The 16,212-nt window shown below is 41.2% G+C and carries 14 protein-coding genes and 1 riboswitch; of the genes, 8 read left to right on the forward strand and 6 right to left on the reverse strand.

The genetic code is table 11. The features are described 5' to 3' along the window. Positions 1–8: 8 nt before the first annotated feature. The gene (locus tag E0H82_RS06520) at positions 9–1,043 is read right to left on the reverse strand and encodes an AraC family transcriptional regulator (RefSeq protein WP_131263899.1); all 1,035 of its coding nucleotides are present in this window, start codon (positions 1,041–1,043) and stop codon (positions 9–11) included. A gap of 134 nt (positions 1,044–1,177) precedes the next feature. Here E0H82_RS06520 and E0H82_RS06525 point away from each other — a divergent pair, with 134 nt between their 5' ends. After that, positions 1,178–2,062: a metal-dependent hydrolase gene (locus tag E0H82_RS06525; protein ID WP_131263900.1), complete on the forward strand. Its 885-nt coding sequence runs from the start codon at positions 1,178–1,180 to the stop codon at positions 2,060–2,062. Between the two features lie 68 nt (positions 2,063–2,130). Here E0H82_RS06525 and E0H82_RS06530 read toward each other — a convergent pair whose 3' ends face one another. From E0H82_RS06530 to E0H82_RS06545, 4 genes are all read right to left on the reverse strand, one after another. Continuing rightward, positions 2,131–3,123, reverse strand: coding sequence for a DUF2804 domain-containing protein (locus E0H82_RS06530; protein WP_131263901.1), 993 nt, complete (start codon positions 3,121–3,123; stop codon positions 2,131–2,133). A 166-nt stretch (positions 3,124–3,289) separates the two neighbouring features. Further along, on the reverse strand, positions 3,290–3,805 hold the full coding sequence (locus E0H82_RS06535; protein ID WP_131263902.1) for a DUF1543 domain-containing protein: 516 nt from the start codon (positions 3,803–3,805) through the stop codon (positions 3,290–3,292). 482 nt (positions 3,806–4,287) lie between these two features. Then, complete coding sequence (gene trpB / locus E0H82_RS06540) at positions 4,288–5,517, reverse strand: tryptophan synthase subunit beta (RefSeq protein ID WP_131263903.1); 1,230 nt, start codon at positions 5,515–5,517, stop codon at positions 4,288–4,290. Beyond that, complete coding sequence (locus E0H82_RS06545; protein WP_131263904.1) at positions 5,501–6,142, reverse strand: phosphoribosylanthranilate isomerase; 642 nt, start codon at positions 6,140–6,142, stop codon at positions 5,501–5,503. Before E0H82_RS06545 ends, trpB begins: the two co-directional genes overlap by 17 nt. A 143-nt stretch (positions 6,143–6,285) precedes the next feature. Continuing rightward, a riboswitch (cobalamin riboswitch) is annotated at positions 6,286–6,491 on the forward strand. Positions 6,492–6,525: 34 nt separating this feature from the next. Between E0H82_RS06545 and E0H82_RS06550 the strand changes: the two genes are divergently transcribed. The 7 genes from E0H82_RS06550 to E0H82_RS06580 all read left to right on the forward strand — a co-directional run bounded on the left by E0H82_RS06550 (position 6,526) and on the right by E0H82_RS06580 (position 13,828). Continuing rightward, the gene (locus E0H82_RS06550; protein ID WP_131263905.1) at positions 6,526–8,370 is read left to right on the forward strand and encodes a TonB-dependent receptor plug domain-containing protein; all 1,845 of its coding nucleotides are present in this window, start codon (positions 6,526–6,528) and stop codon (positions 8,368–8,370) included. 98 nt (positions 8,371–8,468) lie between these two features. Then, positions 8,469–9,047, forward strand: a complete 579-nt coding sequence (locus tag E0H82_RS06555; protein ID WP_131263906.1) for a cob(I)yrinic acid a,c-diamide adenosyltransferase — start codon at positions 8,469–8,471, stop codon at positions 9,045–9,047. Between the two features lie 221 nt (positions 9,048–9,268). Further along, positions 9,269–9,988, forward strand: coding sequence for a glycerophosphodiester phosphodiesterase (locus E0H82_RS06560; protein WP_131263907.1), 720 nt, complete (start codon positions 9,269–9,271; stop codon positions 9,986–9,988). A gap of 292 nt (positions 9,989–10,280) precedes the next feature. After that, a complete protein-coding gene (locus E0H82_RS06565; protein WP_131263908.1) occupies positions 10,281–11,447 on the forward strand; it encodes an acyl-CoA desaturase in 1,167 nt (388 codons plus the stop codon). 85 nt (positions 11,448–11,532) lie between these two features. Then, positions 11,533–11,862, forward strand: coding sequence for a DHCW motif cupin fold protein (locus E0H82_RS06570; RefSeq protein ID WP_131263909.1), 330 nt, complete (start codon positions 11,533–11,535; stop codon positions 11,860–11,862). Between the two features lie 78 nt (positions 11,863–11,940). Continuing rightward, entirely contained in the window at positions 11,941–13,386 is a 1,446-nt protein-coding gene (locus E0H82_RS06575) for a protein adenylyltransferase SelO (RefSeq protein ID WP_131263910.1), read from the forward strand. Positions 13,387–13,456: 70 nt separating this feature from the next. After that, a complete protein-coding gene (locus E0H82_RS06580; protein WP_131263911.1) occupies positions 13,457–13,828 on the forward strand; it encodes an MmcQ/YjbR family DNA-binding protein in 372 nt (123 codons plus the stop codon). A 976-nt stretch (positions 13,829–14,804) separates the two neighbouring features. Here the strand turns inward: E0H82_RS06580 and E0H82_RS06585 are convergent. Beyond that, complete coding sequence (locus tag E0H82_RS06585) at positions 14,805–16,160, reverse strand: amino acid permease (RefSeq protein WP_131263912.1); 1,356 nt, start codon at positions 16,158–16,160, stop codon at positions 14,805–14,807. Positions 16,161–16,212 lie beyond the last annotated feature (52 nt).

Genomic DNA, 16,212 nt, shown 5'->3' on the forward strand with positions numbered 1-16,212 from the left:
TTTTTATTTCATTCACGCAGTTTGAACTGCTGCCGACGCCCTAAAAGTGTCTGTCCTGTCGCCGCCTTATAGGCACGTGCCAAAGCCGATTGATCTGAATACCCCAGTGCTAAAGCTACTTCACTTAAACTCATTGTTTGCTGTAGCAAAATGTCACAACGTTTCATCCGTTCTGCTTCAATAATTTTTTTAAATGAACTGTCAAACTCACTGAGCTGCCGCTGTAAAGTGCGTACCGATAAATGCAGTTCTTGCGCCACCCACTCCAGCTTTGGTACATCTTGATGAAAAATCAGATATTCAGCAACGAGCGCATGTAAATGGGTCATAAGCGTGATATGTGCTGATTTTGCTGCAATCACCTCTTCAGCATGTTTGAGAAGCAAATGATTAAGCGAAGGATCTGGCTGCTGAGACTTCAGCAATAAACTTTCACGATTTAACTCTAAGGCATAACGTACTTGATGAAAAAATACATCACAGCCATAAAAACGCTGATAATGATAAACTGCACAGCGTGGCGGATGTGCAAAATATATTTTTTTCAATGAGAACTGATCAAAAGAAAAAATCTGTCGCGCCAATTGCACCATTGCCGCGACGGTCATTTCATTAATCAACACATGTTCATGCTGTGAAAAACCCCAATGAATATGGATGCTCTGATCCACTTGTGACATATGCATGGGCACCGTTTCTCGCCCATCAATCACGAGACGATTAAAACGCAAAACAAACTGCAATGCTTCTGCCACACTGGTACTTTTCGACGCGATATAGCCCAACACGCCAAAATGTTCAGGTTGTATATGCTGCACAATATCGAAAATAAGATGCGGGCAGTTGAGTTGCTGCTCTGTTTGTTGTATTAAATCAATAAATAAAGCATACGATGATTGTGCATCAATCGGTTGTGATAAAATATAACTCAACTGTTGTTTTTGCACTGCCGAGAAAGGAAAGGCAAAACCATCAATATCACGTAATTTAAGATAGCTATGCCATAAATGAAAAAAGCCATTGGGGATTTGTAATGTATACATGGCTCTACCTGTCTGTTTGACATTTTTTATTTTCGATATGGCATAAAATGTATAAAAAATGGCAAGTACTGTCAAAACTTCTCCGATAAACACCGACATACTGCTCTTATCGAAGGTTCTATTAGTAAAAAACGATGAATACAATAGTCCGAAATCAAGTTCATCCCGTTGTTCGTACCGAATTCGATTTTAAATTAGATCAGGTACCCCGCTTCTGGATGAACAATGACCCATTTTTAACCCGTGTATTTGACGCGTTAAGCCTCACTTTTCCTGATGGTGAGCGTTACTTTATTCAATCGGTACGCTTGTTTCGCGATAAAATTACGGATCCTGAGTTAGAACAACGTGTTGCCGCCTTCATTCGCCAAGAAGCCCAACATGGTATCGCGCATGAAAAAATGAACCAAGTCATGCGTGGACAAGGCATGCCTGTCGATCAATTTATTCAACGAATTAACCGAGTATTCAAATTCGAACTTGAAGAGCGTTCTCCTCAATACAATATTGCCATGACAGCAGCGGCAGAACATTTGACCGCCTTAATGGCAGAAACCTTTTATGGCAAAAAAGAAACTTTAGCCAACGCTCATCCTTATGTCCGTGCGCTCTTGGCTTGGCATGCAATTGAAGAAATGGAACATCGTGATGTCGCATTTGATGTGATGCAACAAGTAGGTGAGGTATCAGAGTCAATGCGTCGATGGGCACTCATTCTCACCACGCTTATGATGATTGGATTTACGCTCTATCGTGCCAATGTTATGTTAAGACATGATGGCTTTAGCCGTTGGCAACGCTTCAATATGATTATGAAAGGATTGCCATGGTTCTTTGGTCGTAAAGGCACCCTAACCAGCATTCGTAAGCAATATTTTGATTGGTTTAAAAAAGGATTTCATCCCAGCCAACAACCGATTATTCGTCAATACAATGTATGGGTCGATACCCTTGCTGCAACCGATGACCCTATTCAAGCAGGTGAAGCTTTTTGGCAGGCGGCACAAAGTAAAAAATAAGATACAACTAGATTATGCTGCATCTAAATTAAATGCCCAAATTTAGATGCAATTGAAAGTAGATATCTCTACCATTTCGCATAATGTTGTTCCAAAAGACCATACTCATCGACCAGTACAATTTCTTGATCATCTTGCTGAATCGTCCCACTGATACGTGCCTGCCATTGACTAAACTGGCTGCCGACCAATCTTAAGTTCAAATTTTCATAACGACGCCAACTGGTCGTGACAATTAGATTCAGACGTTGATCTAAAGAACGGATATTCCAACGTCCTTCCTCCAGATGCTCAAATAAAATATCGGTCAATTGAAACAACTGACCATTTACCCACAGGCAATTCTCATTACCAAAACTTTCATTGACACCAGAGGCTAAATTCAGCCCAATTCGTTGATGATTGGTATCCCAGAAATTACAAGACAACCAAAACCAGGCGGTTTCTGGTCGAAGAAATCCACATGTATCATCTAAAGAAGCAAAAGTCTTATCGTGAAATTGTACGACTTCATTCTGCTTATTAACAAAATAGCCTTCACAGCCCAAAGTGGTCAGTTTTTGGGTATAAGTCCATCCATTAATTCCTGTTGGACTGCACATGCTTAAGGCTTGTGTTCCTGCACAGAAAATACGGGCATTCAGTTTAATTTCGCCGTATTTAGTCACACGGATATAACGCACCCCATTGGCATGTTGCATTTCAATTTGAAACGGCGATTTATGAAAAAAACTTTGGTTATATAAAGGCTGCTCATCTAACAGTGTGTTACGGGCCAAGAAATTAATGGCATTCCATTCCATAACATCCTGAGTAAGATGGTTATAAACGTAAAAAAAACCATGCCCTGCCCATGCAATATCGGCAATCGCTACCCCAATGGTGTAATGCTCGTGTTGAATGGAACAAAATTTAAACTTCTTATATTTTAGCCGTTTACGCCAACCGTTCAGCACCTCTCCATAAGGAGTTTTATATTGGTATTTTTGAACGTCAATATTTTGAGGTAACGCATTAAAGCGACCATAATGTGGCTGCCCATTCGACTGAATTAAATCCATTTATCCAATTCCATTTCAGATATCGCTAGATCTGCTTTGATCTATACAGCATGTCATATTAAGAATTTTTCGTTCTTTTTATGCAGCAAATATCGATCATTTCTTACTCATGCCATGTTAGCATAAAAAATAGCACATCAGCACAGCCCACTTAAAATGTTGAAAATTAAACATTTAACATAAGATAAGTATTTTCCCACGTGTTTGCATCAAACTCGGCTTCTACCAGGCTCACATAACGACCATGTATACAATCAATGGCAATACAGTCATCCACCTCTAAAACACGATCTGTATGTTGCTTTTGCCACTTTTGATCAAAGTGTTGTTTGCCACGGTGTTTGGCTTCTGCGGCATGGGGAGCAACGACCAGCACATAACGATGTAACTCACCAAATTCACGTGTGTCATAGCCACCTAAATTAATTAGCCACAACTTTTCATCTGCGACTTGAGGTTGGGCATCACTAAACTGAATCTGGTATTTTTTCCCTAGACTTTCGACACCATTCACTTGCATCCAAGCATCAATATGTAAGCCTTTTTGTTCACCAAACCACGCATTTTTAAGTTGCGAATAACTATCTTCTAAACTGTCAGCGACTGCAAATACAACATCATGGACTTCTGTATTGGCACGTGCGTGACGACCACCAAGCATGACCATAAATAGGCTGGGCATTTTCTTTCCTTTCTTTTGAGACATTTTTTATAGCTAACAGGCGCTTCACGGAAACGTCATTCGCAATTGTTTGAGGTAAACCACACTTCAAGAGAAATGTTTTTGCAACTCCATTAATCACATGAAAGTATATGACGAGTTTTGCGAATGACAATGCCTTTGGTTACTGTGGGCTTATCCAAAGTAACATGACGAACTCCTTACATTCGAGGTGTAAGCAGCAAGACTCCGTCAAAATACAAATAATGATTTATCCCTTAATTACATGATGATGCTATGCAAAAGTAAGATATTTGCTACGTAAACCAATCATAATTCATCACTTAAAATGAGGCAGTGCATGTATAAATTTTCCCTCTTTTAAATGACCTAAGCCATTTTCATTAAAGTAAATAAAAAAATCGTGCTGAGCTTTCACCCAACACGATTCTTTAAATCTAGTCTTCAAAGCTCTCCCAAATAGGGAGGCTTCAAAGAAATAATTACATCTCAACCATTTCCACGCCATCAATACGTGCCACAGTCATCAAGTCCTTATCACCACGGCCAGAAACCGTCGCAATAATAATTTGGTCTTTAGACATGGTCGGTGCAAGTTTAGTCACATAGGCCATGGCATGTGAACTTTCAAGTGCTGGAATAATGCCTTCAATATGGGTTAAATCGCGGAAACCTTGTAAAGCTTCATTGTCATTGATCGCCACATAATCTACGCGGTGCATATCTTTTAAGAAGCTATGTTCAGGGCCTACGCCTGGATAATCTAGACCTGCAGAAATTGAATGCGTTTCAATGATCTGACCTTGTTCATCCGACATTAAATAAGTACGGTTACCGTGTAAAACACCGACATGACCTGCATTTAAAGGTGCAGAGTGCTTACCTGTTTCAATACCATAACCTGCCGCTTCAACCCCATACATTTTGACATCTGGATCATTTAAGAATGGGTAGAACAAGCCCATCGCATTTGAACCACCGCCAACACATGCCACCAAGGCATCAGGTAAACGCCCTGCTTGCTCTTGAATTTGTTTGCGAGCTTCACGACCAATAATCGATTGGAAATCACGAACTAACTGTGGATATGGGTGCGGGCCTGCAACTGTACCAATCACATAATAAGTTGAATCGACGTTGGTCACCCAGTCACGCATGGCTTCGTTCATGGCATCTTTCAATGTTTTAGAGCCACTTTCCACAGGTACAACGGTCGCACCGAGTAAACGCATACGGTATACGTTCATAGCTTGACGTTTCACGTCATCTGCACCCATGAACACCACACACTCAAGACCTAAACGCGCTGCGATGGTTGCCGTTGCGACACCGTGCTGACCTGCGCCAGTTTCAGCAATAATGCGTTTTTTACCCGATAATTTTGCCAGTAAAGCCTGCCCGATGGTGTTGTTCACTTTATGTGAACCTGTATGATTCAGGTCTTCACGTTTTAAGTAAATTTGTGCACCACCCAACTCTTTCGACCATCGCTCAGCATAATATAAAGGACTAGGACGACCTACATAGTAGGCGAGGTCACGGTCGAATTCTGCCAGAAACTGCTCATCATCTTTCATACGGAAATAGAGCTTTTCTAAGTCTTCTAATGCTGCCATTAGAGTTTCTGACACAAAACGTCCGCCATGGATACCGAAATGCCCATGTTCATCTGGGTATTGGGTATAGTCAATCACTTTACTTTGCTGATCCACGATGGACTCCTTGCATGAAGTTATCTATAAGTTGTTGGTCTTTTATACCTTTTGCGGATTCTACGCCTCCGCTGACATCTACAGCATAAGCCCCAGTCGTCTTTATAGCGTCTTCAACATTAGCGGGGGTTAAACCACCCGCTAAAATTAAAGGAATATCAAGCTTAGGGAATTGTGACCAGTCAAAACTGTGTCCTGTTCCCCCTTTTAATTCTGGATGCCAAGCATCTAAAAGCACTGCGCTTGCCCCTGTCTGTTGGTAGCGTTTCACTTCTGCGACCACATCCAGTTCAGGTTTCACCTGAATAGCTTTATACCAACGCCGTCCTACTTGTGTCGCAATCGCCTGACAGTCTTCTGGTGTTTCATCACCATGAAACTGGATGATATCCAACGCCACCTGTTTTACCACATCTGCAATCTCATCCCCAGACGCATTCACAAACAGGCCAACTGTTTGCACATAAGCAGGCACATGTTGAATCAGTTCTTTGGCTTGAGCTGCATTGACATGGCGTGGACTAGGCGGGAAAAATACAAAACCAATTGCATCTGCCCCTGCATTGACCACAGCGTGAATATCTTGGCTACGGGTAATTCCACAAATTTTGGCACGGGTTCGCATAGGTTATAACTCTGGCTCAACCCTATTTATAGCTGATCTATAAATAACAGGGCGAATCATTGTAATGCAATTTTTTCGCCTTGCGTAAAGTTCATCCTGAAAAATCTTTACATAGATTGTTTAATTCGCATACAAACCTTATACTGCGCTCAAATGCAATAAGTCATAGCAATATGCTTTAGGGAAGTTGGTGCAAATCCAACACTGCCCCCGCAACGGTAAAACGAAACGTATGCCTTTATAAGTTTGCGCTTACATCACTGCACTTGTGTGGGAAGATGGGTATACCAATATTGTTCGCAATATTTATATTTAAGTCCGGAGACCTGCTTATCGCGCCGTTTAACTCAATCATTCACGGGGGGTGAATGTATGGAGCCAGCATGCCAAATTTATTTCAGCCTACTGCTTTAGTGGGCGCAATCGCTATTGCGATGGGTTTCTCTACGTCTGTATCTGCACAAGACAACACGAATGTTGTGAATACTTCTCTAGATACGCTAGTTGTGACTGCCTCTCGTTCTGAAGAAAAGATTGAAAATGTACCTGCGCGTATTTCTGTGATTAATGAAAAAACCATTGAACAGTCTCCAGTTACAGACCTTCCGACCTTACTCACTAAAGAAGCAGGCTTAACCGTAAAGCAAGTCGGCGGTTATGGACAAACAGCATCGGTATTCTTACGTGGTACCAATGCAGCACATACTTTATTTCTACAAGATGGTATGCGTTCCAACATTGCAACTGTAGCTGGTACCAACATTCCTCTTTTTGACCTTTCAGATGTGAAACAAATTGAAATTCTAAAAGGTCCTGCCTCAGTTCAATATGGTACAGATGCAATTGGTGGTGTAATTCAGCTCATTTCCAAAATACCAACAGAAAACTCAATATTTACAACGATTGAAGCTGGTGAACGTAATACCTATAAAACCATTTTAGGTGTTGATGTTGCAGAAGACGGTTTTTATGCTCAGCTCCGCGGTCAACGTTTTGAAACTGATGGTGATCAAATTATTGCCAATGATGACCGTAAAGCAGGCTTTGACCAAAAAGGCTATAGCGCGAAAGTAGGCGTAGAAAAAGAAGCTTATGGTCTTTCTGCTGAAGTTAAAGAAAATAAAGGGACTGGTGATTATTTTTCTTATGGTGCACCAGAAGCTTATGACTTCATTAACCGTCTCTATAACGTTCAAGGACGCTTAAACTTAAGCAATAATTTAACTTGGAATACGCGTCTTTCTCAGTTTGATGATCAATACAATGTAGTCAAGTCATCTTATCCTTCAATTGTAAATACAGAACAGCAAGAAATTGACTCCAACCTAAAATGGCAATTCGCTCAACATCAGAACATACTCTTTGGTGTTGAATACAATGAAACAGAAGCCGAGAAAGTCGCTGCTTATATCGGTGACACAGGCTTTAAATCCGACAATGAGACCATTGGTTATTACGTCCAACATCAGTTTAAAAATGATCTGTTCTCAACGCAAGCTGGCGTTCGCGTAGAAGATAATCAGCAGTTTGGTACACATACTGTTGGTCAACTCGCTGCTCGTTACTTTGCCACACCAAAAACAAGTTTTTACACCAACGTAGGTACAGCGTTTAGAGCACCTGTTGTAGGCCAAATTATTTCTGAACCATCATGGTGGGGCGGTAACCCAGACTTAAAACCAGAAGAAAGTATTTCTTATGAACTAGGTTTTGATCATTCCCTTAATTACGGTATTCAACTGTATGGTTCTGTTTATCAAACCAAAGTCGACAATCTTATGGTATCTGATGCCTCTACAGGATTTAAGTTTTACAATCTGAAGAAAGCAACGTTCACTGGATCCGAACTTGGTTTGAAGTGGAAACAGGATAACTTATTCGCAAATGCAGAATATGCTTATGTACAACCCAAAAATGATGATACTGACGAAGATGCTCCAAACCGTCCACGTCAAAACTTCACATTATCTGCGGGTTGGGATAATGGAGTCTATGGTTTCACAACTTCTTTGGTTGCTAAAGGTTCATCTAAAGATATTCAACAGATTCCTGGATATGCCACGATCGATATGAATGCTTATTGGCAAATTAACCCACATGTAAAAGTGTTCTCAAACATTCACAACCTTGGGGATACAACTTATAAAGCGGCATGGAATAACGAAGTTAGCTCGTACTACCTTGCAAGCGGCCGCCTAGCTACCGCAGGAGTCACTTTCCGTTATTAATTTAACTTAAAGACTCAAAAAAATTTTAAAACAGCGCAGTTTATGGATAATGTTTTGACCGGCATTATCCTTTTTTTCATTTAAACCTAGGAAACATTATGGGCCACCGTTTAAGTAAAATTTATACCCGCACAGGTGATACAGGAACCACAGGACTTGGCGATGGTTCTCGTGTAACTAAAGATGATCTACGAATTACCGCACTTGGTGATGTGGATGAACTCAATTCAACGATTGGTGTCCTGCGTGCTCAAATTAGCGCAAGCCCAATCACTGACAAAGCAATCTGGGATAAAAGCTTAAGTCTCATTCAGCATTGGCTGTTCGACTTAGGTGGTGAAGTATGCATTCCCAACTATCATTTGCTACAGCCTGTTTGCATTGAGTTTCTTGAACAAGAAATTGACCGTATGAATGAAAACTTGCCGATGCTGAAAGAATTTATTCTCCCTTCTGGTTCTTTGGCATGTAGCTATGCACACCAAGCACGAGCGGTATGCCGCCGAGCAGAACGTAGCCTAATGTCGGTACACACCCGTGATCAGAACATTCAAGCCACTGCATTAAAGCTGCTCAACCGTTTATCCGACTGGCTTTTTGTCGCCTCGCGCGCCTTGCAACGAGCTGAAGGTGGCTCAGAAGTGCTTTGGCAAAAAAATATTAACGACACGATTTAAAAAGTAACCTGATTGAGGCTAGGTCATCAATCTTCAGTCTCAATCATCACTTTTGCTCTGTTCAAGTTCATTGAATCGAACTTTGATTTTTATCACTATTCAAACTATTCTTTAGCATTTAAATTTCTAAAAATAAGGATTCAAATACAAGTCAATGGACTGTGAAATTTCACGTAACTCCGTAATAATCAAAATAGAGTAATCACTAAGCAGATTTAAACATGCAAATTATCGGACATCGTGGCGCCCGGGGTGAAGCACCTGAAAATACTTTAGGTGGATTCCAATATTTACATGACTTAGGTATCCGTGCAGTCGAGTTTGATGTGCGTCAACTCAAAGATGACACTTTAGTGGTGATGCATGATGATAATTTTTTACGCACCACTTCAATTGAACAAAATCTTTACGCCTGTACAGCTCATGACTTACACCGCTTCAATCAAGCCTCTATCTGGATGGATTGGCAACATGAAAATACGCCAACCCTAGAACAAAGCCTGAATATTCTGCGTGAATTTTCTCATCTAGAAGTGGAAGTAAAAGCCGTGAATGATTTTGCAGCTGCAGAGAAACTGATTCAAAGTTTAGAACAAGCTTTGACAGGATTTGAGCACAATGCGGTTATCACCAGTTTTGACTTAAAAATTCACCAAGCTTTACAACAAGCTCACTCGCGATTTAGACGCGGACTTCTGATTGAAGAAGACATCCAAGAACGTGCCATTGAACAGGCACTGGCATTAGGCTGTAGCCGTATTGGCTGGATGAATCAATTGGCAAGTGATGCCTTAATTGAAGCCACCCACGCTGCAGGATTAAAGGTCAGTGTCTGGACCGTCAATAATGTTGATCGTGCCAAGCATCTGCAAACTTGTGGTATTGATGGCTTGATTACCGATTTTCCCAAAATGATGCTGCAACAGCTAAATTTAGGCTAAAAATTGGTTCGGATAACAAGTAAAATTGACCCGCAGTTAAGATGAGTACGGCAGTTGACCTAAAGTACAATAGAAATATATCAAGCAACCAATAAAAATAGCGGATTGGTTACGATAAATTCAATCTTAGCATAGTCTTATTCTGTTACTGTTTAGTACAATACAACTGTACAATAATGCTAGAGTACAAATGTTGCTCATGCTAATATGCCAGAATCTTAATCCTTACAGCTTGTAATGATTTAAGTTCTCAATTTTAACCTGTATCAGGTTTCTAGGAGTGCTGTTGGAGATGAATCCTCCCCTACCTCAAGCCCCAATTAACTGGATTGCAATTTTTGCACTGGTTTTTTTACCTATTGTTGCGGTTATCGCTGTTCCACTCTATGCCATCAATCATGATTTTAGCTTAAGTGCTTGGGTCAGCATGATTGTGCTATTGGGTGTGAGTAGTTTGGGTATTACTGCGGGCTATCATCGCTTATGGGCACATCGTGCTTATGAAGCGACACTACCTTTAAAAATCATTTTGATGATTATGGGTACTTTTGCAGTTCAGAACAGTATTTTATTCTGGTCTTCTGGTCACCGTACCCATCACCGTCATGTCGATGATGTGGAAAAAGATCCATACTCAATCAATAAAGGCTTTTGGTTTGCCCATATGGGGTGGATGTTACATGACTATCCAGCAGCAGAGCCTAATTTTAAAAATGCACCTGACCTGCTAAATGACAAGTTGGTCATGTTCCAACATAAATATTATGTGCCTTTGGTTATTTTGGTGCATACCGGTATTTTATTACCGATTGGTTGGGCGGTTGGCGATATGTGGGGCGTGTTACTTTTGGGTGGATTGGTACGTTTAATCCTGAGCCATCATGTAACCTTCTTCATTAACTCACTTTGCCATATGTGGGGTAAACGCCCATATACGGATGAAAATACTGCGCGCGATAACTTCTTGCTTGCGATTGCCACTTGGGGCGAGGGTTATCACAACTATCATCATATTTTCCAATACGATTATCGTAATGGTGTGAAATGGTGGCAGTATGATCCAACCAAATGGTTAATCTGGTCATGTTCAAAACTCGGTTTAGCGAAAAACTTGCGTCGTATTCCAAGCTTTAATATCAAGAAAGCCGAACTTGCAATGAAGTTCAAATACGCTGAACAAGACTTAGAAGTTCATGGTCTAAACGTTAGTGACGATATCAATTCGGCTAAAGCTCGTATTGCTCAAGAGTACGATGCATTTACTCAAACCTTGAATGACTGGGCAAAGTTAAAAGAACAAGAAATTCAAGCTAAGAAAACTGCTGTGGCTGAAAAAATCCATCTAATGGATGAGAAACTCAAAGTTGAATTTCAGTTGGTCGAAAAGCGTTTAGGACATCATCGTGAGACTTTAACCAAGCTGATGCGTAGCATTAAAAAAGCGCCTGTTTCACAGTAATTACTGTCTAACGAATTGATCGTTTCGAAAGAAAGCTCCGCAAGGGGCTTTTTTTAGCAATACATAAAACATAAAGGAAAACCATATGGATATAATAAACATCCCCTTCGGCATCACCAACTGGGCAAAGATACCAACCACCCGCCATACAGGTGATCAAGGTTATGCCCTATGGCGTACCCAGCAATTTGACGCGATTCGCGTGCGTATGGTGGAGTATTCGGAGAACTATTTGGCCGACCATTGGTGTTCTAAAGGGCATATCCTGTTGTGCTTAGAAGGCGAACTACACACCGAACTAGATGATGGTCGTAGCTTTACCCTCACGGCTGGCATGAGTTACCAAGTTGCGGATCAGGCCGAAGCCCATCGCTCATCTACCTCGAAGGGCGCCAAGCTGTTTATAGTTGACTAAAATAGTTGGATATATCTCTTAACACTAAAACTTTGCTATATTGATGGGATCATGGCTTATCCCTTGTGATCCTTCACTATGCAGTTCAATTCACGCTACTCCCTCCTTCCTTCAAAGCTTTATCACCATCAACAACCCTTGCCTCTGAAAGGGGCAAAAGCAGGTCATTTCAATACCGCTTTGGCAGAACAGTTGCAATGGTCTGAAGCCGACAAACAGTCATGGGTGGACATTTGTAGTGGGCAAAAAACCTTTGCTGAGTTCACACCGCTTGCGATGGTTTATGCTGGGCATCAATTTGGACAATGGGCGGGTCAACTTGGTGATGGTCGTGGTTTACTGATTGCACAAATTCTCGATCAAAAACAACAAACCATCGACTTACATTTAAAAGGTGCAGGCTCGACCCCCTACTCACGTATGGGCGATGGTCGTGCGGTATTACGCTCGGTTATTCGTGAATATCTGGCAGGTCATGCACTCAATGCACTGGGTATTCCCTCTAGTAATGCAATCGGTTTTACTTCGTCTACTCAAGGTGTACAGCGGGAGAAGCTAGAGCTAGGCGCAATGATGCTACGCACATCAGACTGTCATATTCGTTTGGGGCATTTTGAGTGGATTAATCAGTATCAATCCGACCTATTGGCAGACTTCACCCAAAAATGTATGGAATGGCATTATCCTGAATGCTTGCAAGCCGAACAACCAATCTTGGCTTTTGCCACCCAAGTGATTCAACGGACTGCGGTGATGATTGCCAAATGGCAACTGATTGGTTTTGCACATGGCGTCATGAATACCGATAATTTGAATATTACGGGTTCAACCCTCGATTTTGGTCCTTATGGCTTTATGGAACGCTTCCGCCCCAATTGGATCAATAACCACTCCGACTACCAAGGCCGCTATACCTATCAGCAGCAACCGAGCATTGGTCACTGGAATTTATGGACATGGCTAAATAACCTCATTCCGCTTTGCCCTCAAGACTATGACAAAGAACAATGGAAGCAAAACCTTGCCACTTGCCTAGAGCACTACGAACCCACGTTCTTGGAACACTATAAACTAGGTTTAAGTCAGAAAATGGGCTTGCCTCATTTCCATGCTGACAGTTTTGACTGTGCCATGAGCTTCTTACGGATTCTACAAACCGAACAGCTTGACTACACACAAAGCTTTACTCGTTTGCAAGATAAGCAATATGAAATCATTAAAGATGACTGCCTTGACCGCCGTCAGTTTGAAAGTTTCCTTGCACAATACCAACAGATTCGTGCCAATCAAGACACAGCAGAATTGGATGCAGCCATGCAACAAGCCAATCCAGTTTATATCCTACGCAATCACATGGCACAAAAAGCGATTGAACTGGCTGAGCGCAATGATTTTTCAGAAGTCGACCGACTGTTTAACTTGCTCAGTCAGCCTTTTACACAACAGCCTGATTTAGAAAATGCTGAAGATTTAGCCCCATTAGCAAATGATGTGCCTGAAGTGATGGTGAGTTGTTCGTCTTAAAAGTTTGGCCTAAACTGTGGATAAATTCAACAATATCCACAGGGCTCCCCCTACTAGAGTAGTGATCACCATGTCCTTACACCTTATTGCCGCAAAAGCTGCACTTGCCCTACCAGAAGTCACGTGTAGTCAACCCTTTGGTGAGGGCTGTGATGTCTATAAAGTCATGGATAAAATGTTTTTGCTCAATTCATCTTTAAGTGGTGCAACTTTAAGTAACTTAAAAGTTACTCCTGACCACGGCGCGATGCTACGTGATATTTATCCGTATATTCATGCCGGTTGGCATATGAATAAAAAGCATTGGATTTCAATCTATGAAGATGAAAACTTAGAGCCTGATTTAGTTATTGATCTAGTGCAAAATTCTTATGAGCTTGTGATATCCAAGCTGAATAAACTACAAAGACAGCGAATCGCTGCACTTAAAGCCATCCGCTAAATATTAAATGAAGAAGATTTTAATTATTTCTTTTGATTTTTTTAAGCTGAGCATTATCACGTCATCAAGCTGATCATAAGTTTGAATATATCTTGTCTCTTCTCTGCTGCACAGCTTTTCAACATTTTCCAATATTGCCCACTTGGAACAAAAAATTCGAAACTAAAAGCGAAGTGAGCAATTGAGAGATCATAAAAAAGCCCGACATCCTGTCGGGCTTTTTCGTATTGATTTGCTAGGTATAACCCCTGTCGTACCTCACATCCTCGTGTTGAACTTATCATTTTTGTTTTATGTTTTGGAACATCCTGTTCTCCATAACTGCATCTTATAAAAAATTTTAGGGCTGACCTAGACGCAATCCGCTTGAGTTGGTGTAAGCCAAAACGTACATGGAAAAACTAGCTTAATCAGACTTACCCCCAAAATTATCCGCAGAAATTGTGGATAGTTTTCAGGATGGTTGCAGCCAAGCCGTACTTCTTTAAAGTTAATTTTTGAGTACTTTAAGAGCAACTTGATAGCTTACTGCTTTAATCTGTTGGAAATACAACCGCTCTCTTCGCAATTTTGTCTATTTAATTAGCTATACATATCAATCCGAAAAGATTAAGCATGAGTGTCGCTCACTCTCCACTCAAATTAATCAGAAAGCCATGCTGAACCTCAAACAAAGACGGGCTGAAACTGATGAAACCTAAGTCATTTTCCTGCTCGACTCCTTATTCGAATGCATTGTCGAAAAGTTTAGTCGCTACTTCTACAATTCAGCCCTAAGTGACATGCTCATCGCTAACGGAACGCTTCACTGACTTGAATACAGACTGATCCACCTTGTCCAAAGTAAAAGTAAAAAAGACAACCTAGAACATTATTTAAGTACTTATAATTGAGCAATCAATCAGAACCATAAACGATCAAAAGCCCAATAAAAAAGGACTCAGATTGAGTCCTTTTCAACATCATCACCTGCGCTTTAGCTTTTCTTCGGCTTTAATGTTTTAAACAAAACAAATAGCACGAGGATCCAGACAGGAAGCATCAATACTGAAAGCATAAAGCCTTGGTTCCACATGATATACAAAATCATCAGCATAAAGGCTAAAACAAAATAATTGCTAAACGGTGCAAACAACGCTGGAAACTTGGTTTGAATGCCCTGTTTTTTCATACTCTGTCTAAATTTAAGATGGATCAAACTGATCATCATCCAATTCAACACCGCAGCACTGACCACAATATAAATCAGATAACTGAGCGCTTTTTCAGGTAAAAAGTAATTCAACAGCACACAACCAAAAATCAGTAATGCTGAAAATAATACAGCCGCTATCGGTGTCCCTTGTCGATTAACCTGCTTAAAAACTTGCGGGGCATTGCCCTGTTCTGCCAGACCTAATAGCATGCGACTATTGGCATACATCCCACTATTACAAACAGAAACCGATGCGGTCAAAATAATAAAATTCAGCAAATGGGCTGCCCAATCAATGCCCATTTGCTTAAAAATAAGCACGAATGGACTTTTATCTAGCCCACCCAAATCCAGTTGATTCCAAGGTACCAAAGACAAAAGAATCGCCAACGAGCAAATATAGAACAGGAAAACCCGAATCACGGTTTGATTGACTGCTTTGGGAATATTCTTTTCAGGATCTTCGGTTTCCGCAGCCGCCATACTAATCAGCTCAATACCGCCAAAAGCAAACATCATAAAGGCCAGCATATAAAACAAGCCTTCAAAGCCATGTGGGAAAAACCCACCATGTGCCCATAAGTTCGTGACGGATGCGGTTGAACCGACATCAGCCGTCAACAAGAGATAAACCCCGAAGATGATCATCGCGATAATCGCCACAACTTTAATCATCGACAGCCAAAACTCAGACTCTGCATACAGTTTGACATTGGCGAGATTGGCCAGTGTGATCACCACAAAGAACACCAGCACCGAGACCCACGCAGGAATATGCGGCCACCAATAATTCACATACTTACCAATCGCGGTCAGCTCAGTCATCACCACCAAGATATACAGTACCCAGTAGTTCCAGCCCGTTAAAAAGCCTGAAAACCGTCCCCAATATTTAAAGGCAAAGTAGCTGAATGAACCCGTCACGGGTTCATGCACAATCATTTCTCCGAGCTGACGCATAATTAAAAATGCAATCAAACCGCCTATCATATAACCCAAAATAATCGATGGGCCAGCAGACTCAATAATATGTGCTGAACCTAAGAACAATCCCGTACCAATTGCACCGCCCATGGCGATCAATTGGATATGGCGGTTCTTTAAACGGCGCTGAAGTTTAGGCATCTCGCTGCTCAAAACACATGCTCATCTGACAAAAAATGAATTGTATCGCTTGCACAAGCGATCA

It is taken from the genome of Acinetobacter sp. ANC 4910 (assembly GCF_004331035.1).
Taxonomy (GTDB): Bacteria; Pseudomonadota; Gammaproteobacteria; order Pseudomonadales; family Moraxellaceae; genus Acinetobacter.